At 63.6% G+C, this 22,778-nt stretch carries 19 protein-coding genes; 5 read left to right on the top strand and 14 right to left on the bottom strand.

From position 1 onward, the window contains the following. Positions 1 to 46: 46 nt before the first annotated feature. The 3 genes from QCE83_RS05780 to QCE83_RS05770 form a co-directional block, all read right to left on the bottom strand. Entirely contained in the window at positions 47 to 1,453 is a 1,407-nt protein-coding gene (locus QCE83_RS05780) for a hypothetical protein (protein WP_309808102.1), read from the bottom strand. A 547-nt stretch (positions 1,454 to 2,000) separates the two neighbouring features. Then, positions 2,001 to 3,380, bottom strand: a complete 1,380-nt coding sequence (locus tag QCE83_RS05775) for a hypothetical protein (RefSeq protein ID WP_309808101.1) — start codon at positions 3,378 to 3,380, stop codon at positions 2,001 to 2,003. 460 nt (positions 3,381 to 3,840) lie between these two features. After that, entirely contained in the window at positions 3,841 to 6,777 is a 2,937-nt protein-coding gene (locus tag QCE83_RS05770; RefSeq protein WP_309808100.1) for an AAA domain-containing protein, read from the bottom strand. 307 nt (positions 6,778 to 7,084) lie between these two features. On the opposite strand from QCE83_RS05770, the gene QCE83_RS05765 reads away from it, so the two are divergent. Continuing rightward, positions 7,085 to 7,864, top strand: a complete 780-nt coding sequence (locus QCE83_RS05765) for an alpha/beta hydrolase (protein WP_309808099.1) — start codon at positions 7,085 to 7,087, stop codon at positions 7,862 to 7,864. Positions 7,865 to 8,123: 259 nt separating this feature from the next. Here QCE83_RS05765 and guaA read toward each other — a convergent pair whose 3' ends face one another. From guaA to guaB, 3 genes are all read right to left on the bottom strand, one after another. Continuing rightward, complete coding sequence (guaA, locus tag QCE83_RS05760) at positions 8,124 to 9,707, bottom strand: glutamine-hydrolyzing GMP synthase (RefSeq protein WP_309808098.1); 1,584 nt, start codon at positions 9,705 to 9,707, stop codon at positions 8,124 to 8,126. A gap of 187 nt (positions 9,708 to 9,894) precedes the next feature. Further along, the gene (locus QCE83_RS05755) at positions 9,895 to 10,746 is read right to left on the bottom strand and encodes a hypothetical protein (protein WP_309808097.1); all 852 of its coding nucleotides are present in this window, start codon (positions 10,744 to 10,746) and stop codon (positions 9,895 to 9,897) included. Positions 10,747 to 10,798: 52 nt separating this feature from the next. Next, positions 10,799 to 12,259 (bottom strand): IMP dehydrogenase, encoded by a 1,461-nt coding sequence (gene guaB, locus QCE83_RS05750; RefSeq protein WP_309808096.1) that lies wholly within the window; start codon positions 12,257 to 12,259, stop codon positions 10,799 to 10,801. Positions 12,260 to 12,457: 198 nt separating this feature from the next. Between guaB and QCE83_RS05745 the strand changes: the two genes are divergently transcribed. After that, positions 12,458 to 13,432 carry a DMT family transporter gene (locus QCE83_RS05745; RefSeq protein WP_309808095.1) on the top strand — a complete coding sequence of 325 codons (975 nt, stop codon included), beginning with the start codon at positions 12,458 to 12,460 and terminating at the stop codon, positions 13,430 to 13,432. 13 nt (positions 13,433 to 13,445) lie between these two features. Here the strand turns inward: QCE83_RS05745 and QCE83_RS05740 are convergent, their stop codons facing one another. After that, positions 13,446 to 13,772 (bottom strand): RnfH family protein, encoded by a 327-nt coding sequence (locus tag QCE83_RS05740; RefSeq protein ID WP_309808094.1) that lies wholly within the window; start codon positions 13,770 to 13,772, stop codon positions 13,446 to 13,448. Beyond that, positions 13,769 to 14,206, bottom strand: a complete 438-nt coding sequence (locus tag QCE83_RS05735; protein WP_309808093.1) for a type II toxin-antitoxin system RatA family toxin — start codon at positions 14,204 to 14,206, stop codon at positions 13,769 to 13,771. The genes QCE83_RS05740 and QCE83_RS05735 overlap by 4 nt, the downstream gene beginning before the upstream one ends. Positions 14,207 to 14,325: 119 nt before the next feature. Here QCE83_RS05735 and smpB point away from each other — a divergent pair, with 119 nt between their 5' ends. Next, positions 14,326 to 14,775 (top strand): SsrA-binding protein SmpB, encoded by a 450-nt coding sequence (gene smpB, locus QCE83_RS05730; RefSeq protein ID WP_309808092.1) that lies wholly within the window; start codon positions 14,326 to 14,328, stop codon positions 14,773 to 14,775. A gap of 58 nt (positions 14,776 to 14,833) precedes the next feature. Here the strand turns inward: smpB and QCE83_RS05725 are convergent, their stop codons facing one another. The 3 genes from QCE83_RS05725 to ppsA all read right to left on the bottom strand — a co-directional run bounded on the left by QCE83_RS05725 (position 14,834) and on the right by ppsA (position 18,750). Continuing rightward, positions 14,834 to 15,772 carry an SPFH domain-containing protein gene (locus QCE83_RS05725; RefSeq protein ID WP_309808091.1) on the bottom strand — a complete coding sequence of 313 codons (939 nt, stop codon included), beginning with the start codon at positions 15,770 to 15,772 and terminating at the stop codon, positions 14,834 to 14,836. 36 nt (positions 15,773 to 15,808) lie between these two features. Beyond that, entirely contained in the window at positions 15,809 to 16,237 is a 429-nt protein-coding gene (locus QCE83_RS05720) for an NfeD family protein (protein WP_309808090.1), read from the bottom strand. Positions 16,238 to 16,332: 95 nt separating this feature from the next. Then, positions 16,333 to 18,750, bottom strand: a complete 2,418-nt coding sequence (gene ppsA, locus QCE83_RS05715; protein ID WP_309808089.1) for a phosphoenolpyruvate synthase — start codon at positions 18,748 to 18,750, stop codon at positions 16,333 to 16,335. Between the two features lie 17 nt (positions 18,751 to 18,767). Here ppsA and QCE83_RS05710 point away from each other — a divergent pair, with 17 nt between their 5' ends. Both QCE83_RS05710 and QCE83_RS05705 read left to right on the top strand, forming a co-directional pair. Then, the gene (locus tag QCE83_RS05710; RefSeq protein ID WP_309808088.1) at positions 18,768 to 19,001 is read left to right on the top strand and encodes a hypothetical protein; all 234 of its coding nucleotides are present in this window, start codon (positions 18,768 to 18,770) and stop codon (positions 18,999 to 19,001) included. A 284-nt stretch (positions 19,002 to 19,285) separates the two neighbouring features. Further along, positions 19,286 to 20,104 (top strand): pyruvate, water dikinase regulatory protein, encoded by an 819-nt coding sequence (locus QCE83_RS05705; protein WP_309808087.1) that lies wholly within the window; start codon positions 19,286 to 19,288, stop codon positions 20,102 to 20,104. A 15-nt stretch (positions 20,105 to 20,119) separates the two neighbouring features. On the opposite strand, the gene QCE83_RS05700 is transcribed toward QCE83_RS05705, so the two are convergent. From QCE83_RS05700 to lpxB, 3 genes are read right to left on the bottom strand one after another with little or no spacing between them, the layout of a single operon-like run. Further along, positions 20,120 to 20,896, bottom strand: coding sequence for an RNA methyltransferase (locus tag QCE83_RS05700; RefSeq protein ID WP_309808086.1), 777 nt, complete (start codon positions 20,894 to 20,896; stop codon positions 20,120 to 20,122). Between the two features lie 16 nt (positions 20,897 to 20,912). After that, positions 20,913 to 21,611 (bottom strand): ribonuclease HII, encoded by a 699-nt coding sequence (gene rnhB, locus QCE83_RS05695; RefSeq protein ID WP_309808085.1) that lies wholly within the window; start codon positions 21,609 to 21,611, stop codon positions 20,913 to 20,915. Further along, positions 21,611 to 22,777 (bottom strand): lipid-A-disaccharide synthase, encoded by a 1,167-nt coding sequence (gene lpxB, locus QCE83_RS05690; protein WP_309808084.1) that lies wholly within the window; start codon positions 22,775 to 22,777, stop codon positions 21,611 to 21,613. Before lpxB ends, rnhB begins: the two co-directional genes overlap by 1 nt. Between the last annotated feature and the right edge of the window lies 1 nt (position 22,778).

The raw sequence follows: 22,778 nt of genomic DNA, 5'->3' as shown, positions 1-22,778 counted from the left end.
TTCGTCAGGGACGGTTGCGGCTCGCGCGGTCGTCCGCCCCAAGAGATTAACGCCGTTCCGGGTGCGCGCTGAAGAATCCGAACGGACTGATGCCCGCGCCGCCAGAATCCGAGCCTTCGTCCGTTTGCCTGAACACGCTCACGGTGAAGGAATCGAAATCCGAGACGAACACGGTTCGCCCGCGGTCGATCGTGGCGATGTCGCGTGGAAACAGCCCGGTCGGGAGTGTCTGAACCAGTTTTGCGCGCGGTCCCGAGACATCAAACACCGAGAGGTTGACCTGGTTGACAGGCGGAGCCACCGCGCTCGCCGGGTTCGTCGCGCCCGTGTCCCAGCGATTCGTGTTCGTCACCATCAGATACGGACGCACCGGATCCAGGTACAGCCCGACCGGCAACAGGCCATTGCTGCCCACCGTCTGCAGCAACGCATGATCAGGATCGACGGCGAGCCTGGCGCGGTCGAATTGCAGCAGTTCATTGCTGCCTCGCGCCGTGATCCACACGGAGGATCCGTCCTGAGTTGCCTCGGCCCGAACCGGCGAACAGGCCGCAGCGACAGAGGTCACGACAGCGTTGCTGATGACGTTCGGCGCACTGCCTGGCGCCGCGGCGCCTTCGATGGCCTTCTTCACATCGATGACATTGAGCGCGCCATTCAAACCTGTCGCTTGAGGACTGTCCTTGAAGCATTGCGTGCTGATGAGCGCCGCATTGTCGGCACCCGACAGCGTCTTGTCTTCAGCGGTGGACACGTATTCGGCGGTCACGAAGGCTCGCTTGCCATTCGGCGAAAAGGACACGCCCGCCAGCCCACTGCCCACGACAGGTATGAAGCCCACCTGCGTGCCCTGGGTTCGCCCGTCCCGCTGCTTGTCGAGCGCGATGATCCCGATGTTGCCTTCGTCGGAAGCAGGCGTCAGCTTGCCCCATTCGTTGGCGATGAACGCATACTTGCCGTCTGGCGTGACGGCTGTCCCGAAGGTGCCGGGGTTGACGATCGTGCCGCCATTGCTCTGGTCGACAAACGATGGTGTTGCCTTGCCGGCCAGCGCGTCGCGGACGTCAACCAGCGCGACGCCGGCATTTTTCAATGCGACGAGCAAGGTGGTCTTGTCTGGAGTGATGCTCATGCTTGCCGCATGGTCGCCGGCTTTCAGCGTGACCGTGCCTGTTTGCTGATACGTGTTGTTGACCTTCCCGAAGATCACCACTTCAGCGACGGGCGTGCCACCCTGATTCGTGGCTGTCGTGGCCACGAACACGGCGTGGTCGTCGAGCGCGACGATGCCGACGGGGTTGCCGTTGGCCGGCAGGGTGGTTTGCGGGAGAAAGTTCGGAGTCGAGCGAGACGCTGCCTCACTGGTAATCGAGAACACAACCAGAGCCGCAAGACTTGCGACACAGACACTGTTCACCGCCGCTTTGAATCTGTACAACATGCTTCGCTCCACGAAAAAATCAGCCTCGCAATGTCGTGATGGTAAATGGCGGTTTGATGTAAAAAAAGATAGCGTGCCGCGATAGTCGCGTTCTGTTTTCCAGAACGATGGCAGACCGTCGATTTTTTCGGTCGCAGCGCCGCGGTTTTCATTGCGCTGCAGGCGACCGGCGCAACGGGTTGAATGGCACGCACTGTTCGTCCTGGCGCACCGTCAGTCACATGCGGTGTGAAGCGGCGATGACGCGCGAGCTCCGCTCCGGCTTCGGCAAGCGCGCGTGGCAGATGTGTTCGAGAGCGTCGAGCGGGAGGCTCGCCTTCCCCTCGAGCACTCGTGGACGCTTCGTATCACGGCTTCCGAAGCGTTCGGTACGCCCGAGCAGGACTTAGCTGGCGGCCTGATCGGGGCACAGGGGCGAGGAAGCGCGAGTCCGTGGCAAAGGCGAGCGCGGGGCCGCGCCCCCGCGATGCCGTCACAAACAGCGTCAGACGGAGTCGATGCATGTCGGCGGGTCCCGCTTGGACAATCGCTGTCTGCGTGGTCAACCGCCTCCGTGAAATTAACGCCGTTGCGGCTGCGCGCCGAAGAATCCAAACGGGCTGATGCCCGCGCCGCCGGCCACCGACCCCTCGTCCTGTTGCGTGAACACAGACACGGTGTCGTCATCGTAATTGGTGACGAACACAGTTTTCTCCTGGTCGGTCGTGGCAATGGCGCGGGGGAACGCGCCGGTCTGGAGCGTCTGAACCAGCTTTGCGCGCGGTCCCGAGATATCGAAGACCGAGAGGTTCATCTGGCTGACGGGCGGAGTCGTCGTGCTGGTCGGACTCGCATTCCAGCGATCCGAGTTCGTGATCATCAGATTGGGACGCACCGGATCCAGATACAGCCCGACCGGCGCGAGGCCGTTGCTTGGCACGGTCTGCAGCAACGCATTGTCGGGATCCGCGGTGAGCTTGGCGCGGTCGAATTGCAGCAGTTCATTGCTGCCACGCGCCGTAAGCCAGACGGAGGACCCGTCCAGGGTCTCCTGGACGCGAACCGGCGAACAGGCTGCGGCAATCGTGGTCAAGACCGCACTCCTGATCACGTTCGGCGTACTGCCCGGAGTCGCGGCGCCTGCGATGGCCTTTGCCACATCGATGACATTGAGTGCGCCATTCGAAGTCGGAGCTTGAGGGTTGTCCTCAACGCATTGCGTGCTGACCAGCGCTGCATTGGAGGTACCCGACAGCGTTGTGTTCTTGTCGTTCACGGCTTCGGTGGTCGCGTAGGCTCGCTGGCCGTCCGCGGAAATCGAAACATCCGCTATCGTGCTGCCGACGACAGGTATGAAGCCCACCGCCGTGCCTGTGGTTCGCCCGTCCCGCTGCTTGCTGAGCGCGATGAGTCCGACGTTTCCAGGAGGAGACGTCGGTGTGATCTTGCCGAATTCATTGGCGATGAACGCATACTTTCCGTCTGGCGTCACGGCCGTCCCAAAGGTGCCGGGGTCAGAAATCGTGCCGCCATTGCTCTGATCGACGATCGAAGGCTCGGCCTTGCCGGCGAGCGCATCGCCGACGTTCACCAGCGCCACGCCGCTGTTCTCCAGCGCGACGACCAAGGTGGTCTTGTCCGGCGTGATACTCATGCCTTCTGCTTCGTCACCGCTCTTCAACACGACCGTACCGGTTTGCTGGAGCGAATTGTGAACCCGCCCGAAAATCAACACTTCTGCGACGGACGCGCCGCTCGAGTTCGTGGCTGTCGCGGCCACGAACACGGCGTTTTCGTCGACGGCCACGACGCCGTTGGGAGCTGCTCCGGGCCCCAAGACTGTTTCCGGAATGAAGTCGGGTACCGAACTCGCCGCTTCGCAGGCACCCGAGAACATTACAAGAGCCGCAAGACTCGCCGCGCTGGCGCTGATTACTGTTGACTTAAGTTTGTAAGGCATGAAAGACACGTTTCTCTCCACGAAAAAATCGGCATGCAGGGCCGAATGCTAGTTCGTGGACCGTTGTAAAAAAAGATGGCGCGCCGCGATTGTCCCGTTCGAATTTTCAGAACTTGGACGGGCAGAGGCGTCTTGAGCAAAGCGCGCAGCCTCGCCTCCTGATTCCGGCGGGATGGTGAGTTCGCGTATGCGCGAGACCGATCGGGCCAGAATGCCCGCATGTCGCGCAGCGCCCGACGGTCGTGCTGGTTCCAAAAGACCTGTTCAACCGACGCCCAGCGCAAGCGTGCCTTCCAATCCTCACTTGACAGGCCTATCCAGGTTCGGGCTGTGTCTCGAACCTGGCTGCCAATGGGCAGCTCCGCCGCATTTGCGATCGTGTCGTGCCGGAAATGCGTGTGTCACCGACAGCCGCACGTCTTGAGCGCCGCCGCACGCAGGCCGCGGATCGGCCAGCCTGTCAGCGCTCTGCCTGCGGAACCACCGCGTGAGCCTTCGCATGAGCATCAAGCATCTCGAGCGCCGAATCGAAGTAAGACCGCGCGCCCCACAGGCCCCGATCACCCACGACGTACCCATACCCCTTCGCCCGCGTGAGCGCCACGTTGAGCAGATTCGGCGCCGAGGCGGCCCATTCGACCGCGCCGGACTGCTGCGCGTCGCATCCCAGCACGACGAAAACCACTTCGCTCTCCTTGCCCTGAAACGTGTGCACGGTGCCGATCCGCGTCCTGACCCAGTCCTTCAGCTTGTGCGGCACGCGCCGGCCGGTTCCGGACAATGCATCACGCCAGGTCTGCTCGTCGCCCAGCAGCGCGCTCAACCCCTGCTTCACCTGCCGAAAAGGCGTGATGACGAAAGCATCCGGCAATTGCGGGCGCGCCGGATCGCTCAGATCCGGTGTTTCGACATACAAGCGCAGCAACGCGTCGAACACCCGTCTGCCCTGCGCGGCGACGTACTTCGTCCCCTCGCCGCCTGGCCCGGCGACCTGCCACCACGCACTGTGACCCAGCACGCTGTGTGCGGGCGGCGCGCCCTTCTTCGCATGCTTCATCCGTCCGTCGTAGGCAATGGCGTTCGCGATCTCGAACATCGGTGAAGCGCAACGCCGATGCATCACCAGCGGAATGCCAATGAACCGATCCTTTGCGACCGGATGACGCACGCCGCAGGGATAGGCGCGGTCAGCGAGCGTCTGCACGGAATGCAGATCGACGGCATAGCGCGAGCGCGCATCAGCCAGCCAGTGTTCGCCAAGACGCAGCAACAGGCGCGTCGACTGCGTGACGACCGGTTCAATCTGCAGCGGGTCGCCCACCACGACGACGCGCCGGGCCCGCATGATCGCGCCGACAGCCGCCTGCGGCACGGCCTGTCCGGCTTCGTCGACGACCAGCCAGCCGAGCGCCTCGGGCCCCACTCCGGCGAATTGCCGACGGATCGATGCAAACATGCTCGACACCACCGGCACCAGCATGAAGAACCATTGCCACAGTTGCACAGTCCCTTCGCCCACGGGAGCACGCGCCAGCAGGTTCGACAAGCCAAACATCAGATCGGGCGTATGGACTTCCAGAAAGAAGGCTTCATGCAGGTTCATGGGCGCCGCGAACAACGCGTTGCGCTGACGGTTCAACTTCTCGCCTTGCCAGAACGCCCGCGCCTGACAGGCTTCCTCGGCGAGTCCCGCGCCGTTCCAGACGGTCGTCTCCGTCGCCGCGAGCAGCGACTTCATGGTGCGTAGCCGTGTGCATACGACACGAACCGAGAACGCCGTTTCCGTGGTTGCGCGCCAGCGCCGGTAGTCATCGCGACGAAACCATCTCGACAGCCAGCGAATGAACGATGGCCCCAGTCGATGCTCCGCCAGTCCCGCTTCTTCGTCGAGTTCGCGCACGAGATCGCTCAGCCGGTCGAGTGTCGAATCGCTTGCGTCAGGATGAGCGAGGTCGGGACATTTTTGCGTGACCACCGTCCATCTGGTTTGCAGTTCGGTGAGCGCGACATCGAGCGCTTCGAGGCGCGCGTGTTCCGCCTGCCAGGCCGCAAGCGCCGCGTTGAAGCGATCGCGCGCCGCCCGAAAGCCCGGCTGGGCCGCGCCTGGCGTGCGCCGGTAACGCCAGAAGGTCATCGCGCCCACGGCGTCCCAGCTTGCGACATCGACTTCGTCGTTGCGCAGGAAACGGTCGCCCGGACGATCATCCGGCGTCGCGGCGCGATGATTGAAGACATCGCGGAAACGCGTGCGATTGGCGCGCTTGCCCAGCGCGGCCGACACGAGCCCCCACACGGGCGCTTCGGGCGTCTTCCACGGCTTGCTCGCATGACTGCCGGCGTAACGTGTGGCCACGGGCGTGAAGTAGCTCAGCGTCCCGGCCTGAGCGGGATCCAGGTGCCGGACCTGAGGCAGTTCGAGCGACAGGTTCTCGACTGCGCCGTTGTTGCTCGACGCGACCACGATCTCAGAACCCGTGAGCGCCGCCGACAACACCGGAATCCGATGCGACTTGCCGCCTGAAAACACTGCTTCGACGGTGGTGTCGGACAAGCCGTCGCTCGCCTGTTCGAATGAAGCCAGCACCTTCGCCCGCTCGACCACCAGATGCGCGACCAAGTCCCGCAGCAGCGTCGTTTTGCCGGTGCCCGGCGGACCGTTCACCGCGAGTATTTCGCCGTCGCCGAGCGCTTTCATGCGGTTCAGCGCGAATTGCTGCATCAGCGCCTGATGATGATTCGCCGGCGATGGCCAACGCCCCGCAATGCCGTTGACGGGCCGCAGCGTGTCAAGGATCGCCTGCTGGCCGGTTGGCGTCTCCAGATCGAGCTTTGCCGCATCCTGCGGCGACAGATAGGCTTGCAGCGCGCGTGGCGGATGCGGACCTTGCAGTTCGCGCTGTGCATCAATCAGGTCGCGGACATAAAAGCTGTTGAGGATCGGCAGGTCCTGCTGCTCGTCCGGTTCCTGCGGCTCGGATGGCGCGCCTTTCTGCGGGTCCGCCGATGGCGCAATGACCGCCCATGCCAACGCGTCGCCAGCGGGCGCATAGTCCGCCCATCGATGCAGCCGGTCCACGATGGCAAGCAACTGCGCCGCATCGAGCGCGACGCCGGCCACGAGCGCCGCGATATCCTCCTTGAGCGACGTCAGACTTGCATCGAACGCATCGGCGCAAAGTTCTTCAAGCGCGCTCGCTTGCAGACGGCCGAGCGCCCAGGGCAAGGCCGATACGCTGAGCGTGTCGGCGATGATGCAGCCGCCCTGCCCCAGCCTCACCTTCGCGAAACACGTCAGGCCTTCGGACGCCATTTCCTCGTCGCGAATGCGCTCCACCTCCGAACGCGCTTCGACACGACGCTCGACCATCCGGGTGGCCTGCGTCACGTCGAAGGGCACGAGATAAAGATCGCCTGGACGACCGCACGCCTCCTGCCATCCGTCGATGGAACCGTTCAGGGTTCGCCTGAGACAAACGGTATTCCGCCTGGACTCGTGGGCTTTTTCGAGTTGTTCGTCGAGGCTGTAATGATTGAAGAATTCGACGCTATGCCAATAGTCGAGAACCCGCGATACGCTGCACATCGTCACAATTGAATGCACGTTATGGGTGGGTATTGAGCCGGCTTATTATAGGACCTGTCTTTTGCCGTCGAGCACGACGCGTCAGGCCGAATGATCCAATGCATTGTTTCCAGGGATGACAATGAACACCTTCGCCGCAGACGAAACAGGACATATTCTTCGTTACCTCGATCTTTATCCCGACTCGAATGCAGCGAACCCGCTTCTTTTCATTCACGGTCTAGGCTGTGCTTCCAGCAGCGATTATCCACCCGTCATCGCGTCAGAAAGCTATTCCCGGCAGCGATCGCTGCTGATCGATCTGATGGGATCGGGTTTCAGCGACAAACCTGAGTCAGGCGCTTATTCATCGGCCGCGCAAATGGCACTGCTGTCGCATTTGATCGATGCACAGGCGTTTTCAGGTGTTGATATTTTTGGGCATAGCGCCGGTGCGTTCATTGCGCTGAAACTGGCGCGGGAGTTGTCGAACCGGAGCGGCACGCTCATTCTGTGCGAGCCCGGACTCAACGAATATGGCGTGTCCATGCTGTCTGAAATCACCGCGATGAGTGAAGACGAATTCGTCGAGCAAGGCTTTGCGGCGTTTCTCGCGGAATTGAAAGCGCAAGGGACGAACGATGCGTGGCTCGGGCCGTTCTCAGTCGCGTCGCCGCATGCGATTTATCAATGGGCAACGTCGGCGCTGGATGACAATGCGGGAGACTGGATCGGCGATCTCGCGCGGCTGGAATGCGAGAAAGGCGTCATTTTGTCGGCTTCGGCGACCAGCGAAGATATCGGGAAATTTGAACAGGCCGGGTGTGTCGTTCAATGCGTGCCGGATACCGCGCATATGATCGCCTACGATAATCCGGAGGGGCTGGCGGAAGCGATCAGCGACATGCTTCGGATGGGGTGACGGCAGGCGTGTGAGTAACAGAACCCTGCGCAGACAAGCAAAAGCATGCACAGCAGACTAAGAACAAGCATCAGGTGAACCAGCTTTCTTGAGCGCTCCATGACCAGTTTGTTTGAAGGCTTGTAGGGTTCGGCATCCGCCATCACACAAAAAAGCCCGCACTTGGCGGGCTCTGGAACCTTGACGCGAGGCCGACTCCAATCATGCGAGAGGTGCGAACAAGCTCGGCGCAAATTACTGCATGTACCGAGCTCGCCCCTCACTCCCACTCAATCGTCGCCGGCGGCTTCCCCGAAATGTCGTACACCACCCGGTTGATCCCCCGCACTTCATTGATGATGCGATTGCTCACATGCCCGAGCAGTTCATGCGGCAGATGCGCCCAGTGCGCGGTCATGAAATCCAGCGTCTGCACGGCACGCAGCGCGACCACATACTCATACGTGCGTCCATCGCCCATCACGCCGACGCTCTTCACCGGCAGGAACACCGCAAACGCTTGGCTCGTCAGGTCGTACCACGACTTGCCCGTTTCCTTGTCGATGGTCGTCCGGAGCGTCTCGATAAAAATCGCATCCGCGCGGCGCAGCAGATCCGCGAACTCCCGCTTCACTTCTCCAAGAATCCGCACGCCCAGACCCGGGCCCGGGAACGGATGTCGATACACCATCGCGGGCGGCAAGCCCAGCTTCACGCCGAGTTCGCGCACTTCGTCCTTGAACAGTTCGCGCAGCGGCTCGAGCAACTTGAGGTTTAGCGTCTCCGGCAAGCCGCCGACGTTGTGGTGGCTCTTGATGGTGTGCGCGCCCTTCTTGCCCTTGCCCGCCGATTCGATCACGTCCGGATAGATCGTGCCCTGTGCGAGCCAGCGTGCATCGGTGAGTTTGTCGGATTCCGCGTGGAACACCTCGACGAATTCCGCGCCGATGATCTTGCGCTTCGCCTCGGGGTCCGTCACGCCGGCGAGCTTCTGCAGGAAGACCTCGCTGGCATCGACGTGGATCACCTTCACGCCGAGGTGATCCGCGAACGTCGACATCACTTGCTCGGCCTCGTTCTGGCGCAGCAGGCCATGGTCCACGAACACGCAGGTCAGCTGGTCGCCGATCGCGCGATGCAGCAGCGCCGCCGCCACCGACGAATCCACGCCGCCCGACAGCCCGAGAATCACCTTCTCGTTGCCCACCTGCGCGCGAATCTTCTCGACCGCCTCGTCGATGTAATGCCCCATCTCCCAGTCCGGATTCGCGCCGCACAGTTCCAGCACGAAGCGGTCGAGCATCGCGCGGCCCTGCACCGTGTGCGTCACCTCCGGATGCCATTGCAGGCCGTAGAAGCGGCGGTCGTCGTCGGCCATGGCGGCGATCGGGCATGACGGCGTCGAGGCCATCAGCTTGAAACCCGCCGGCAGATCCACGACCTTGTCGCCGTGGCTCATCCACACCTTCAGCATGGAGTCGCCCTTCTCGGCCTTGAAGTCCTCGATGCCTTCGAGGAAGCCCGTGTGATTCAGCGCCTGCACTTCCGCATAGCCGAACTCGCGCACATTGCCGAGCTCGACCTTGCCGCCCAGCTGATCGGCCATGGTCTGCATGCCGTAGCAGATGCCGAGCACCGGCACGCCAAGATCAAAGACGATCTGCGGCGCGCGCGGCGACTTCGCCTCGGTGACGGAATTCGGGCCGCCCGACAAAATGATGCCCTTCGGTGCGAATTCGCGGATGAAGGTTTCATCGACGTCGTACGGATGAATCTCCGAGTAGACGTGCGATTCGCGGATACGCCGCGCGATCAGCTGGGTGACTTGAGAGCCGAAATCGAGAATCAGGATTTTGTCGTGCATGGCTGCGGCCAAAGGCTAGAAGAACGATGGTTGTCAGTGCCGGCGGCCCGCCCTCGTGCGCGAGCCGCCAGCGAAGTGTTCGCAAATGAATCGACGGCCGGCGCCCTGGCCGACCGTGCTGGTATGTCCTGTTGCCGCCCGCGCCCCGCCCGCCTCGCGGCAGCGCCGGCCCGGGAAGTGCGCGCGTTCAGCGCGGCGCTCCGCTTGCCGGACCGGTGCGCGGAACGAGCGGATCACGTGGAGCGAGCGGATCAAGCGGATCGACGCGCCGGCCAGTCGCCGGATCGATCCCGCCGCTGATCTCCGGCTCGATGCGCCTCCCTGTCGCGGCGTCGATCTCGTGTCCGCTGACGGGATCGAGCTTGCGGCCCGTGACGGGATCGAGTGTCGCGCCGGTTGCGGGATCCACCGCGCCGCCGTCGAGCGGACGGCCCGAAGGCTCGACCATGCGGCCGCTGACGGGATCGATACCGGTCGCCTCGGGTGCCCGCGCCGAGGGGCGCACCGCCGTGTCCGGCGGCACTGAAACGGGAACCGGCGCCACGACCTCAGGCTCGGTGCGTGCGCCGTCGCGTGTCTTCGCCGCCCGCTTCTCGGCACGTTGCGCCGAAGCGGCGCCCGCCTGTGCGGCCCGCTCGCGCCGGCGCACCGCCGACGACAACCTCACGCTGCCGAACCCGAGCACCACGAGCACGACACCGACCACCGCCGCGCTCATCTGTCCGAAGCTGTCGACCTGCGGCATCTTCAAGCCGAGCAGCCAGACCAGCACCACGACGCCCGACAGCCACTGCACGTGACCCGAGACACGTGCCGCCCGCGCGGTCAACGCGCCGTCGACGGCCGCGTGGAACGCGAGCCATGCGAGGCCGATCAGCGCCACGCCGAGCAACTGCCCGGCGAACGCGGGCTGCACGCGGATGGCGTCGAGCTGCAACGCGCCGTACAGGCCCGCCCATGGCGTCAGCAGGAACAACAGGCCGAACGCCAGGAAGATCAGGGCATTGATGACCAGTACGACGCGCAGCAACGGTTTCATGGGCAGTCCAGGTCAGTTGACGAACAAGCGCGAGGCCACGGAACGGCGACGCTCAGTCGACGTGATAGTTGGGCGCTTCCTTCGTGATCTGCACGTCGTGCACATGCGATTCGCGCATGCCCGCCGCGGTGATCTGCACGAACTCCGCCTTCTCGTGCATTTCCGTGATGGTGCTGCAACCGCAATAGCCCATGCTCGCGCGCACGCCGCCGACGATCTGGAACAGGATGGCGTTGACCGAGCCCTTGTAGGCCACGCGGCCTTCGATGCCTTCCGGCACGAGCTTGTCGATGTTCGCCGAGTTGTCCTGGAAGTAGCGGTCCGCCGCGCCGTCCTTCATCGCGCCGACCGAACCCATGCCGCGATACGCCTTGTACTGACGGCCCTGATACAGGAAGACGTCGCCCGGGGATTCCTCGGTGCCCGCCAGCATGCTGCCCATCATGACGACGTTCGCGCCCGCTGCCAGCGCCTTGGAGACGTCGCCCGAGAAGCGCACGCCGCCGTCCGCGATGACCGGCACGCCGCTGCCGCGCAGCGCTTCCGACACATTGGCGATGGCCGTGATCTGCGGCACGCCGACGCCCGCGACGATCCGCGTCGTGCAAATGGAGCCCGGGCCGATGCCGACCTTGACCGCGTCCGCGCCGTACTCGACGAGCGCCTTGGCAGCCGCCGCCGTCGCGATATTGCCGCCGATCACCTGCACATGCGGATAGTTCTGCTTGACCCAGCGCACGCGCTCCAGCACGCCCTGGCTGTGGCCGTGCGCGGTATCGACGACGATCACGTCGACGCCCGCCTGCGCCAGCAGATCGACACGCTCTTCATTGTCCGCACCGACGCCCACGGCCGCGCCCACGCGCAGCTTGCCGTCTTCGTCCTTGCACGCGTCCGGATTCTCGGTCTGCTTCGTGATGTCCTTCACGGTCATCAGGCCGCGCAGTTCGAACGCGTCGTTGACGACCAGCACGCGCTCCAGGCGGTGGCTGTGCATCAGCGCCTTGGCTTCAGCGAGCGAGGTGCCTTCCTTGACCGTCACGAGCCGCTCGCGCGGCGTCATGATGGTGCGCACCGGCTCGTCCATGCGTTCTTCGAAGCGCAAGTCCCGGTTCGTCACGATGCCGATCAGCTGCGCGCCCTCGACCACCGGAAAGCCCGAGATGCCATGTTGCTGCGTCAGCGCGATGACGTCGCGCACGCGCATTTGCGGCGGTACGGTGATGGGGTCGCGCACGACGCCGGACTCGAAACGCTTCACCTTGGCGACTTCGCGCGCCTGTTCCTTGGCGGTGAGGTTCTTGTGGACGATGCCGATGCCGCCCAGCTGCGCCATGGCGATGGCGAGCCGGCCTTCGGTGACCGTGTCCATGGCGGCGGACACGAGAGGCATGTTCAGGGAGATGTTGCGAGTCAGCTGGGATTTCAGACTGGTATCGCGCGGGAGAACGCTGGAGAAGGCGGGCACGAGGAGCACGTCATCGAACGTGAGTGCTTTCTGGATCAGACGCATGGCAAATCCTATGGGCGCAAAAGCAGATTATACCGATAGTTCTCCGGGTTTTCACTGTCCGAACAGCAAGTTAGGCCGCTCCCGGACAAAAACCGGGCCAGCGCCGCGCCGCGTGCGGGAGCGCCTGCGCCCACCGCGCCCGGGGCGCGCGTGCTACGCTTCGCGCCTTGTTCAAGGGTGCGGGCGGGGAGTCGGGCAATGCAGCGCGGTGTGATGTATGGAATGTCGGCGGGCGCCATCTGGGGCTTCATCTTTCTGGCGCCGCGCGTTCTGCCCGACTTTTCGCCGCTCACGCTCAGCATCGGCCGCTATCTGATGTATGGCGCCGTGTCGCTCGCGGCGGCGCTGCCCATCGCGCGCGGTTTGCTCAAAAAGCTCACGCGCGCCGACTTCGTCGCCCTCGCCCGGCTCGCGCTGGTCGGCAACCTGCTCTACTACATGCTGCTGGCAAGCGCCGTGCAACTCGTCGGCGTGGCGCCGGCCTCGCTGATCGTCGGGATCCTGCCGGTCACCGTCACGCTCGCCGGCCGGCGCGATCACGGCGCAATCGATCTGAAGCGGCTCGCCGGTCCCCTGCTGCTCGTGGTGGCGGGCATCGCATGCATCAACCTCGATGTGTTCCGCGATCTGCTCGGCGCGTCCGCGGCCGTGTCCCAGACGAGCATTGTCACGCGCCTCGCGGGCCTCGCCTGCGCCGTCGGCGCGCTGGCCGCCTGGACCTGGTACGCGGTCGTCAACGCCCGCTATCTGCAGGCAAACGACCACTTCGACGGCAACGAGTGGTCCGTGCTGTGGGGCATCGTGACGGGAGTGCTGGGTGCGGTGCTCGGTGGGATTGCCTGGATGCTGCCCGCGGGCACCGTCCAGGCCGCCGTCGCGCCCGAACGCTGGCATCTCTTCTGGATCGTGAGCATTGCGCTCGCGACCGGCGGTTCGTGGCTCGGCAACATGCTGTGGAATGCGGCGGCCAAGCGCCTGCCGCTCACGCTGTCCGGTCAGATGATCGCGTTCGAGACGCTCTTCGCGCTGCTCTACGCCTTCATCTACGACGGCCGCTGGCCGCGCACGCCCGAAGTGCTCGCCGTGGTGCTGCTGCTCGCGGGCGTCAGCTGGTCAGTGAGGCAGCATACGGTGCAGCCGGCGGTTTCCGCGCAGGAAGCCCCGGCACATTGAAACGAGTCGACGCTCAGCGCACGTCCTTCGACTGCCACTTGCGCCCTTCGATCGATCCCGCACGGCGCGCTTTCTCGACGCGGCGCAGCCGGGCCGTCTTCGGGTCCACCGTCAGCGGCCGATAGATCTCCACGCGGTCGAACGCGACGAGCACGGCATCGAGCGTACTGAGCTTGCCGAACACGCCGACTTTCTGCCGCGTCAGGTCGATGTCCTGATGCACGCGCAGCACGCCGCTCGCCTCGATGGCCTCGCGCACGCTCGCGCCGTCCTGCAGCGTGACCTGCGCGAGAAAGCTCGCGCCGTCGGGCAGGCCGTAGCACACGTCGATCTGCATCATGGCTTGCCGTAGCGCTGGTCCGCGCGCTTGACGAAGGAATCGACGAAGGTGTTGGCGATATGACTGAACACCGGCCCGATGAGCTTTTCCAGAATCACATTGGAAAACTCGTAGTGCAGTGCGAACTCGATCTTGCACGCATCGGCGCGCAACGGCGTGAAGCGCCAATAGCCGGTGAACTTCTTGAAAGGGCCGCTCAGAAACTCCATATCGATACTGGTCGGACGTCTCTGGGTGTTGCGCGTGGCGAAATGCTGCTTGATGCCCTTGAAGCTGATGTCGATCTTGGCTTCCATGCCGTTCTCGTCATGGCGGCCTATCTCGACGCCGCCGCACCAGGGCAGGAAATTGGGATAGTCGGCGACATCGGTGACGAGGTCGAACATTTCCTCCGCCGAATGGCGGATCAACACGGTTTTCTGGACATCTGCCATATAGGGCGCAGCGAAGGCTGAATTGGGCGGCAACGCGCAAGAGAACACGGCATCAGAACATTCGCGTGCCGGCGCGCTGCTAAAATCGTGATTTTAAACGAGTTGAGCACTTTCCATTCATGAGCATCATCGACAACAGAAAAGCCTTCTTCGATTACTTCATCGAGGAACGCTACGAGGCCGGTCTCGTGCTCGAAGGCTGGGAAGTCAAGGCGCTGCGTGCGGGCCGCGGGCAGATCAAGGAAGGCTACGTCGTCATCAAGGCGGGCGAGCTCTTTCTGATCGGCACGCATATCAGTCCGCTGCCCGAGGCCTCGAAGTTCGCGAACCTCGATCCGGTACGCACGCGCAAGCTGCTGCTGCATCGCGACCAGATCGACAAACTCATCGGCAAGGTCGAGCAACGCGGTCACACGCTCGTGCCGCTCAACTTCCACTACAAGGAAGGCCGCGTGAAATGCGAGATTGGCCTCGCCAAGGGCAAGAAGCTGCACGACAAGCGCGAGACCGAAAAGAAACGCGACTGGGATCGCGAGCGCGCACGGCTGATGCGTTCGGCCACGAAATAAGGCACGAAGTAAGGCATATAGGGCGCTCTTGCAGCGCCCTGTTTCTTTTCAGCTCTCTTCAACTCTTGCGGATCACGCTACCGCCACCCTCGCCCTTCACGATCGTCAACGCCGACGCGATCAACGAGCTCATGTCCGAGAGATTGCCCGGCACGATCAGCGTGTTGCCCGTCTTCGCGATATTGCCGAACGCGCTGACGTACTGTTCGGCGATCTTGAGGTTCACCGCCTCCATGCCGCCCACGGTCTGAATGGCGGTGCCGATTTTCTCGATGGCCTGCGCGTTCGCCTCGGCAACCGCGAGAATGGCCGACGCCTCGCCCTGCGCCTGGTTGATCGCGGCCTGCCGTTCGCCCTCGGACTTCTGGATCGCCGCCTCGCGCGCGCCTGCGGCCAGATTGATCTGCTCCTGCTTGCGGCCTTCGGACGCAGCGATCAGCGCACGCTTCTCGCGCTCGGCGGTGATCTGCGCCTGCATCGCGTGGAGAATTTCCTTCGGCGGCGTCAGATCCTTGATCTCGTAGCGCAGCACCTTCACGCCCCAGTTCGACGCCGCGTCGTCCAGCGCATTGACGATGCTGTGATTGATGAAGTCGCGCTCTTCGAAGGTCTTGTCGAGTTCCAGCTTGCCGATCACCGAACGCAAGGTGGTCTGCGAGAGCTGCGTGATGGCGAACACGAAGTTGCTCGATCCGTACGACGCCTTCATCGCGTCCGTGACCTGGAAGTACAGCACGCCGTCCACCTGCAATTGCGTGTTGTCGCGCGTGATGCAGACCTGGCTCGGCACTTCCAGCGGAATTTCCTTGAGCACGTGCTTGTAGGCCACCCGGTCGATGAACGGCAGCACGATGTTGAGCCCCGGCGTGAGCGTCGAATGATAGCGGCCGAGCCGCTCGAGCACCCACGCATGCTGCTGCGGCACGATCTTGATGGTTTGCGCCGCGATCACGATGACGATCACGAGCAGAATGGCCCCGACGATGGTGACGTCCATCTTTGCTACTCCTCGCAGTTATGTTGTCTTGTGTCTTCAGCGGCGCGCGACGACCACGAGCCGGTTGCCGTCGAGCGCGGTGATGCGATACCAGCGCGCGCCTTCGGCTTCACCCGGCGCGAGTTCGACATCCCACTGCGCGCCGCGATACATCGTGCGCGCGCGGCCGTCGCGCCATTGGTCCACTTCCACCGTGGCGCCGATATCGAGGTTCACGCCGGCATCGCGCGACGCGTCGCGCCGCTTCCAGTTGCCGAAGCGCGAGCGCCGCAGCGCCACCACCGCGATCAGGGCGACCAGCGCCGCCACGACGAACTGCACGTGCGGCTGCGCGCCCAGCACATGCGCCACGCCGCCCGCGAGAAAGCCGAGCGCCACCATCAGCAGATAGAACGTGCCGGTGAACAGCTCGAACACGATCAGCACCCCCGCCGACACCCACCAGAACAGTCCGCTCGCAGCCATGCCCGCCTCCAAATGCAAACACCCCGGAGGATGTCCGGGGTGTTTTTATAGCACGCTCGCGCCTTTCCGAAAGCATCGGGAAAGGCGGATTTTGCTTATTTCGACAAGGTCTTTGCCAGTTGCTGCCAGGTGTCGATGATCGTGTCCGGGTTCAGCGACATCGATTCGATGCCCAGTTCCGCCAGCCACACGGCGAGGTCCGGATGATCCGACGGGCCTTGTCCGCAAATCCCGACATACTTGTTCAGCTTCAGGCAGGTTTCGATCGCGCGCTTGAGCATGAACTGGACGGCTTCGTCGCGTTCGTCGAAGTCCGCGGCGAGCAGTTCCATGCCGGAGTCGCGGTCGAGGCCGAGCGTCAGCTGCGTCAGGTCGTTCGAGCCGATCGAGAAGCCGTCGAAGCGCTCCAGGAACTGCTCGGCGAGGATCGCGTTGGACGGCACTTCGCACATCATCACGAGCTTGAGGCCGTTCGTACCGCTCTTCAGGCCGAACTTCGCCAGCAGCTCGATCACGCGGTCCGCCTGCTTCAGCGTACGCACGAACGGCACCATGATCTGGACGTTGTCGAGACCCATCTCCTCGCGCACCTTCTTCAGCGCGACGCATTCCATGTGGAACGCCTCGGCGAAGTCTTCCGCGATATAGCGCGACGCGCCGCGGAAACCGAGCATCGGGTTCTCTTCGTCCGGCTCATAACGCGAACCGCCGATCAGCTTCTTGTACTCGTTCGACTTGAAGTCGGACAGGCGCACGATCACGGGCTTCGGATAGAACGCCGCCGCGATCGTGGCGATGCCTTCCGTCAGCTTGTCGACGTAGAACGCACGCGGCGATGCATGACCGCGCGCCACGCTCTCCACGGCCTTCTTCAGGTCCGCGTCGACGTTCGGATACTCCAGGATCGCCTTCGGATGGACGCCGATGTTGTTGTTGATGATGAACTCGAGGCGCGCCAGGCCCACGCCCGCGTTCGGCAGTTGCGCGAAGTCGAACGCGAGTTGCGGATTGCCGACGTTCATCATGATCTTGACCGGAATCGCCGGCAGTTCGCCGCGCTGGACTTCGGTCACTTCGGTTTCGAGCAGGCCGTCGTAGATCTTGCCTTCGTCGCCTTCCGCGCACGACACCGTCACGAGCGCGCCGTCCTTCAGGATGTCCGTTGCGTCGCCGCAGCCGACCACTGCCGGCACGCCCAGCTCACGCGCGATGATGGCCGCGTGGCAGGTACGCCCGCCGCGATTCGTCACGATGGCCGATGCGCGCTTCATCACCGGTTCCCAGTTCGGGTCGGTCATGTCGGCGACCAGCACGTCGCCCGGCTGCACGCGTTCCATCTCCGACGGGTCATGAATGACGCGCACCGGACCCGCGCCGATCTTCTGGCCGATCGCGCGGCCGGTGGTCAGCACGTTCGACTGGCCCTTCAGCTTGAAGCGCATTTCGGCCTTGCCGGACGCCTGGCTCTTCACGGTTTCCGGACGCGCCTGGAGGATGAACAGCTTGCCGTCGCGGCCGTCCTTGCCCCACTCGATGTCCATCGGACGCTGATAGTGCTTCTCGATGATGACCGCGTACTTCGCGAGTTCGATCACGTCTTCGTCGGTGATCGAGAAGCGGTTGCGCTGCTCGTGCGGCACGTCGACGGTCTTCACGCGGCCCGGCTCGCCCGGTTTCGTGAATTCCATCTTGATGAGCTTGGAGCCGATCGAACGGCGGATGATCGGATACTTGTTCTGTTCGAGCGTGGTCTTGAAGACGTGGAATTCGTCCGGATTCACCGCGCCCTGCACGACGGTTTCGCCCAGGCCGTAGCTCGACGTGATGAAGACGGTTTCCTTGAAGCCCGATTCGGTGTCGATGGTGAACATCACGCCGGCCGCGCCGACGTCCGAGCGCACCATGCGCTGCACGCCCGCCGACAACGCGACTTCAGCATGCGTGAAGCCCTTGTGGACGCGGTACGAGATGGCGCGGTCGTTGTACAGCGAAGCGAACACGTGCTTCATGCGATCGAGCACGTCCTCGACGCCGACCACGTTCAGATAGCTTTCCTGCTGGCCCGCGAAGGAGGCATCGGGCAAGTCTTCCGCGGTCGCGGACGAACGCACGGCGAACGACAGTTCTTCGGGCGAGCTGTTTTGCAGGACCTCGAAGCCACGGCGGATTTCTTCTTCGAGACGCGGCTGCAGCGGCGCGTCGACGATCCATTGACGGATTTCCTTGCCGGCTTCGGCAAGCGCCTTGACGTCGTCGACGTCGAAGGTTTCGAGACGCTTCGCGATGCGGTCCGTCAGGGCGTTGTGCTGGAGGAAGTCGCGGAATGCGAGGGCCGTGGTGGCGAAGCCCGTGGGCACGCGAACGCCGGCTTCGGAAAGCTGGCTGATCATCTCGCCGAGCGACGCATTCTTGCCACCGACGATTTCCACGTCGGTCATTCGCAACTGCTCGAAGGGAACTACATACGCCTGATCCTTTGCGACATCTTTCGCGACATTGACTGCGTTACTCATACAAGCCCCTAAGGTGGATGGAATTCTCGATCGCACGAGTGGGCTCATATGCGGCAGCGCTCATTGGAAGCGCCGGCCGCATCTCGTACAACCTGTTTGATAAGCCTTCGGGGGAGCCACGCCGCTTGATACCGATGAATGCCGGTGAACACCGGGGCGTGGTCAAAAAGAAGCGCAACGTCGGAAACTTGCTCGAGACCGTGGATTTACCTGCAATACGCTACAAAAGCCACGAAACGACCGCGATTTGACGAAAATCCGCTTCAGTTTGTCCGCAATTGCTTATCGAACAGGTTGCCGCTATTCTACCTTGCTGCATTTCAAAATTGTTTCGATCCGGCAGGGGTTCAACGGCAAAATCGAGGTGTTTCGGGCCTGTTCGTGGGGCATCCCACACCCAGGCGCCCACTCTGCACTCGTTTTTCTCTTCGCCGGCGGTCAGTTACCATAACACAGGTTTTTCCGGCGTCCGTGCTTTCGCGCCACCGCTGCCGCCCGCTTTCATCCTTTTCCTTTTCGTTTTTTCTTTCCGCCGATGCCGCCTTCCGTATTCATCGTTTCCGACGGTACCGGGATCACTGCCGAAACCTTCGCGCATTCGATCCTCGCCCAGTTCGACCAGAAATTCCGGCTCGTGCGCGTGCCCTTCGTCGATTCGATCGACAAGGCCTATGCGACCGTCGAGAAGATCAACGAGACCGTCGCGCTGGACGGCCGCCGACCCATCGTGTTCACCACGCTGGTGGACAGTGCGTCGAACGAAGTTGTCAAGGGCTGCAACGCGCTCGTGCTCGACATGTTCCAGACCTTCATCGAGCCGCTCGAACAGGAACTGGAAATCAAATCGACGCACGCAATGGGCCGCGTGCACCAGAACGCCGATACCGAGGAATACAAGAACCGCATCGAGGCCATCAACTTCTCGCTCGCGCACGACGACGGCCAGTCCAACCGCAATCTCGCCGATGCCGACGTGATCCTGGTGGGCGTGTCGCGCAGCGGCAAGACGCCGACCAGCCTCTACCTGGCGATGCAATACGGCGTGAAGGCAGCGAACTATCCGCTGATTCCGGAAGATTTCGAGCGCGGCAAGCTGCCGACGCCGCTGCTGGAACATCGCGAGAAGATGTTCGGGCTGTCGATCGATCCGCAACGGCTCTCCGAAATCCGCAACGAGCGGCGTCCGGGCAGCAAGTATGCGGCGCTGGAGAACTGCCGCTACGAGATCAACGAAGCGGAGATGATGATGAAGCGCGAGGGCGTCAAATGGCTGTCGTCGACGCACAAGTCGATCGAGGAAATCGCCACGACGATCCTGCAGGAAGTGAAGCCCGAGCGGCCTTCCTACTACTGACGTACCAAGGCGGGCTCAGCGCTGCTGGCGGCACTGCTCGAACAGACAGATCGCCGCCGCAGCGGCCACGTTCAACGACTCCATGCCGCCCGGCTGCGGGATCGTCACGCGATGCGTGACGGCATCGCGCCAGACCTGCGACACGCCCGCCCCTTCGTTGCCGAACACCCACGCCAGCGCGCCGGACAGGTCGCAGTCATACAGCGCCACGGCGCCGTGGGAGTCCGTGATCGTCACGGGCGCGTCGAGCCGCGCGATCAACCCGGCCGGTTCGACGTCCTCGAAGATGTCCAGCAGAAAATGCGCGCCCATGCCCGAGCGCAGTACCTTCGACGACCACGCATACGCCGTCCCCGGCGCGCAGAACACGCGCGTGATGCCGGCGGCCGCCGCGCTGCGCAGGATCGAGCCGACATTGCCGGCGTCCTGCACGCCATCGAGAATCACGCAGGTCTCGGCGACTCGCGCGGGCAGTTCGGCTTCGAGCTTCTCGACCAGCAACAGCATGCCCACGCCATGCACGACGCTCGACAGCTGGCCAAAGAGCGCATCCGGCAGCACCATCACCCGCTTTTCCTCGATGCGCGCGACGATCCTGCGCGCTTCCTCGTGCGTGAGCGCGCCCTCGGTCACGATGCAGGTTTCCGGCTGCCCGGCGGCATCGAGATAGGCGGAAGCGAGATGCAGGCCTTCGAGCAACGCGTGGCCGCTGCGGCGCTGCTGCGCCGTCGAGCCGGCGAGCGCCTTGATGCGCTTGTAGAGCGGATTGTCCCGCGAGGTGATGGATTTCACGTGGTGTCGATGCCGCTCAGAAGGCCAGCGTGTCCGAATCGTCTTGCGCGGCTGCGGTGACTTCGAGCACTTCCGGCGCGATTTCGGGCAGCACCGAGCCGGAGCGTGCGTGCGCCTCGCGCACCGGCGCAAACGAACGCCGGTGATGAACGCAGGGTCCGTGTTCGCGCAGCGCCTTCAGGTGCTGCGGCGTGCCGTAACCCGAATGCACGTTGAAGCCGTACATCGGATGCACGTCGTGCAGCTCGACCAGCATGCGGTCGCGCGTGACCTTCGCGAGAATGGAGGCCGCCGAAATCTGCTTGATGAGCGCATCGCCGCCGATCACCGCTTCCGCTCGGATCGAAAGCGTCGGGCAACGGTTGCCGTCCACCTTCACGAGCGTAGGCGCAATGGACAACCCTTCCACCGCGCGTTTCATCGCGAGCATGGACGCATGCAGAATGTTGATGGTGTCGATTTCCTCGACGCTCGCCGACGCAATGCAATACGCCAGCGCCCGGTCGACGATCTTCTCGTACAGTTCCTCGCGACGTTTCGCGCTCAGCGCCTTCGAGTCGTCGAGTCCGTTGATGCGCGGCTTCGCGGGATCGAAGATCACCGCCGCCGCGACCACCGGTCCGGCCAGCGGACCGCGGCCCGCTTCATCGACGCCGCAGATGATGTCGAGCGGGGAACTGAAATCGAGGCCGGGCTGAGTCAGTCTTGACGCCATTACCGGGGTCTCCGCGTGTCGAGCACCCGCGCCACGGCCTGTGCCGCCTTCTGCGACGTATCCTGGCGCAGCGCGATGTGCATCTCGGTGAAGATGTCCGTCAGCGTACGGCGGTTCGCGTCGTCGTTCAACTGTTTCAGCGTCGCGTCCGCGAGCGCCTCGGGCGTCGCGAAATGCTGCAACAACTCCGGCACGACGAAGCGCCCGGCGAGAATGTTCGGCAGGCCCACATACGGCAGATAGCCCTGCCGCTTCATGATCTGGCCCGTGAGCCAGGGCACCTTGTACGAGATGACCATCGGCTTCTTCAGCAGCGCGGCTTCGAGCGTGACCGTGCCGCTCTTCACGAGGATCGCGTCGGCGGCGGTCATCGCGCGCTGGGCGTTGCCGTCGGTGATCGTCAGCGCAAGGTTCGGATGCGCGTCCACGAGCGGCCGCAGCAATTCACGCAACGCCGGATTCGCGGCGGGCATCAGGAAACGCACGCCGGGCTCGCGCTGTTGCATCAGCTCCATCGCGTCGAAGAAAGTCGGGCCGATCAGCGCGATTTCCGAACGCCGGCTGCCCGGCAGCACGGCAATCACCGGGCCGCCCGTCGCGATGCCGAGTTCACGGCGCGCACCCTGCGTATCCGGTTCGAGCGGGATCTCGTCGGCGAGCGGATGGCCGACGTAGCTCGCCGCCACGCCCGCCTTCTCCATCAGCGCCGTTTCGAACGGAAACACGCAGAGCATGTGATCGACGGCCTTGACGATCTTCTTGATGCGCCCGCCGCGCCACGCCCAGATGGACGGACAAACGAAGTGAATAGTGGGAATGCCGGCTTCGCGCAGCGGCTGTTCCAGGCCGAAGTTGAAATCGGGCGCATCCACGCCGATGAACACCGACGGCGGCTCCGCCAGCAACTGCCGGCGGATCTCATTGCGGATGCCGAGAATCTCGGGAATGTGCTTCAGCGCTTCGACATAGCCGCGCACGGTCAGCTTGTCCATCGGCCAGTGCGCTTCGAAGCCTTCGGCCGTCATGCGCGGACCGCCGATGCCGCTATAGCGCGTGCCTTCGGGCAGCGCGCCCTTCAGGCCCTTGAGCAGCGAGGCCGCCAGCAGGTCGCCGGACGGCTCGCCGGCGACCATCGCGACGCGCGGCGGAAGGTTGAACGGGGTCATC

The organism is Caballeronia sp. LZ034LL (assembly GCF_031451215.1).
Taxonomy (GTDB): Bacteria; Pseudomonadota; Gammaproteobacteria; order Burkholderiales; family Burkholderiaceae; genus Caballeronia.
Note: the sequence above shows the minus strand (reverse complement) of the source record. Positions and strands in the feature narration are given on the sequence as shown.

Coding starts and splice junctions, on each gene's coding strand:
- QCE83_RS05765 (WP_309808099.1), top strand. CDS start 7,085: ATGAACACCTTCGCCGCAGACGAAACAGGACATATTCTTCGTTACCTC.
- QCE83_RS05775 (WP_309808101.1), bottom strand. CDS start 3,380: ATGCCTTACAAACTTAAGTCAACAGTAATCAGCGCCAGCGCGGCGAGT.
- QCE83_RS05735 (WP_309808093.1), bottom strand. CDS start 14,206: ATGGCAGATGTCCAGAAAACCGTGTTGATCCGCCATTCGGCGGAGGAA.
- guaB (WP_309808096.1), bottom strand. CDS start 12,259: ATGCGTCTGATCCAGAAAGCACTCACGTTCGATGACGTGCTCCTCGTG.
- lpxB (WP_309808084.1), bottom strand. CDS start 22,777: ATGACCCCGTTCAACCTTCCGCCGCGCGTCGCGATGGTCGCCGGCGAG.
- QCE83_RS05755 (WP_309808097.1), bottom strand. CDS start 10,746: ATGAAACCGTTGCTGCGCGTCGTACTGGTCATCAATGCCCTGATCTTC.
- ppsA (WP_309808089.1), bottom strand. CDS start 18,750: ATGAGTAACGCAGTCAATGTCGCGAAAGATGTCGCAAAGGATCAGGCG.
- QCE83_RS05745 (WP_309808095.1), top strand. CDS start 12,458: ATGCAGCGCGGTGTGATGTATGGAATGTCGGCGGGCGCCATCTGGGGC.
- QCE83_RS05710 (WP_309808088.1), top strand. CDS start 18,768: ATGGAATTCTCGATCGCACGAGTGGGCTCATATGCGGCAGCGCTCATT.
- QCE83_RS05725 (WP_309808091.1), bottom strand. CDS start 15,772: ATGGACGTCACCATCGTCGGGGCCATTCTGCTCGTGATCGTCATCGTG.
- smpB (WP_309808092.1), top strand. CDS start 14,326: ATGAGCATCATCGACAACAGAAAAGCCTTCTTCGATTACTTCATCGAG.
- guaA (WP_309808098.1), bottom strand. CDS start 9,707: ATGCACGACAAAATCCTGATTCTCGATTTCGGCTCTCAAGTCACCCAG.
- QCE83_RS05705 (WP_309808087.1), top strand. CDS start 19,286: ATGCCGCCTTCCGTATTCATCGTTTCCGACGGTACCGGGATCACTGCC.
- QCE83_RS05740 (WP_309808094.1), bottom strand. CDS start 13,772: ATGATGCAGATCGACGTGTGCTACGGCCTGCCCGACGGCGCGAGCTTT.
- QCE83_RS05720 (WP_309808090.1), bottom strand. CDS start 16,237: ATGGCTGCGAGCGGACTGTTCTGGTGGGTGTCGGCGGGGGTGCTGATC.
- rnhB (WP_309808085.1), bottom strand. CDS start 21,611: ATGGCGTCAAGACTGACTCAGCCCGGCCTCGATTTCAGTTCCCCGCTC.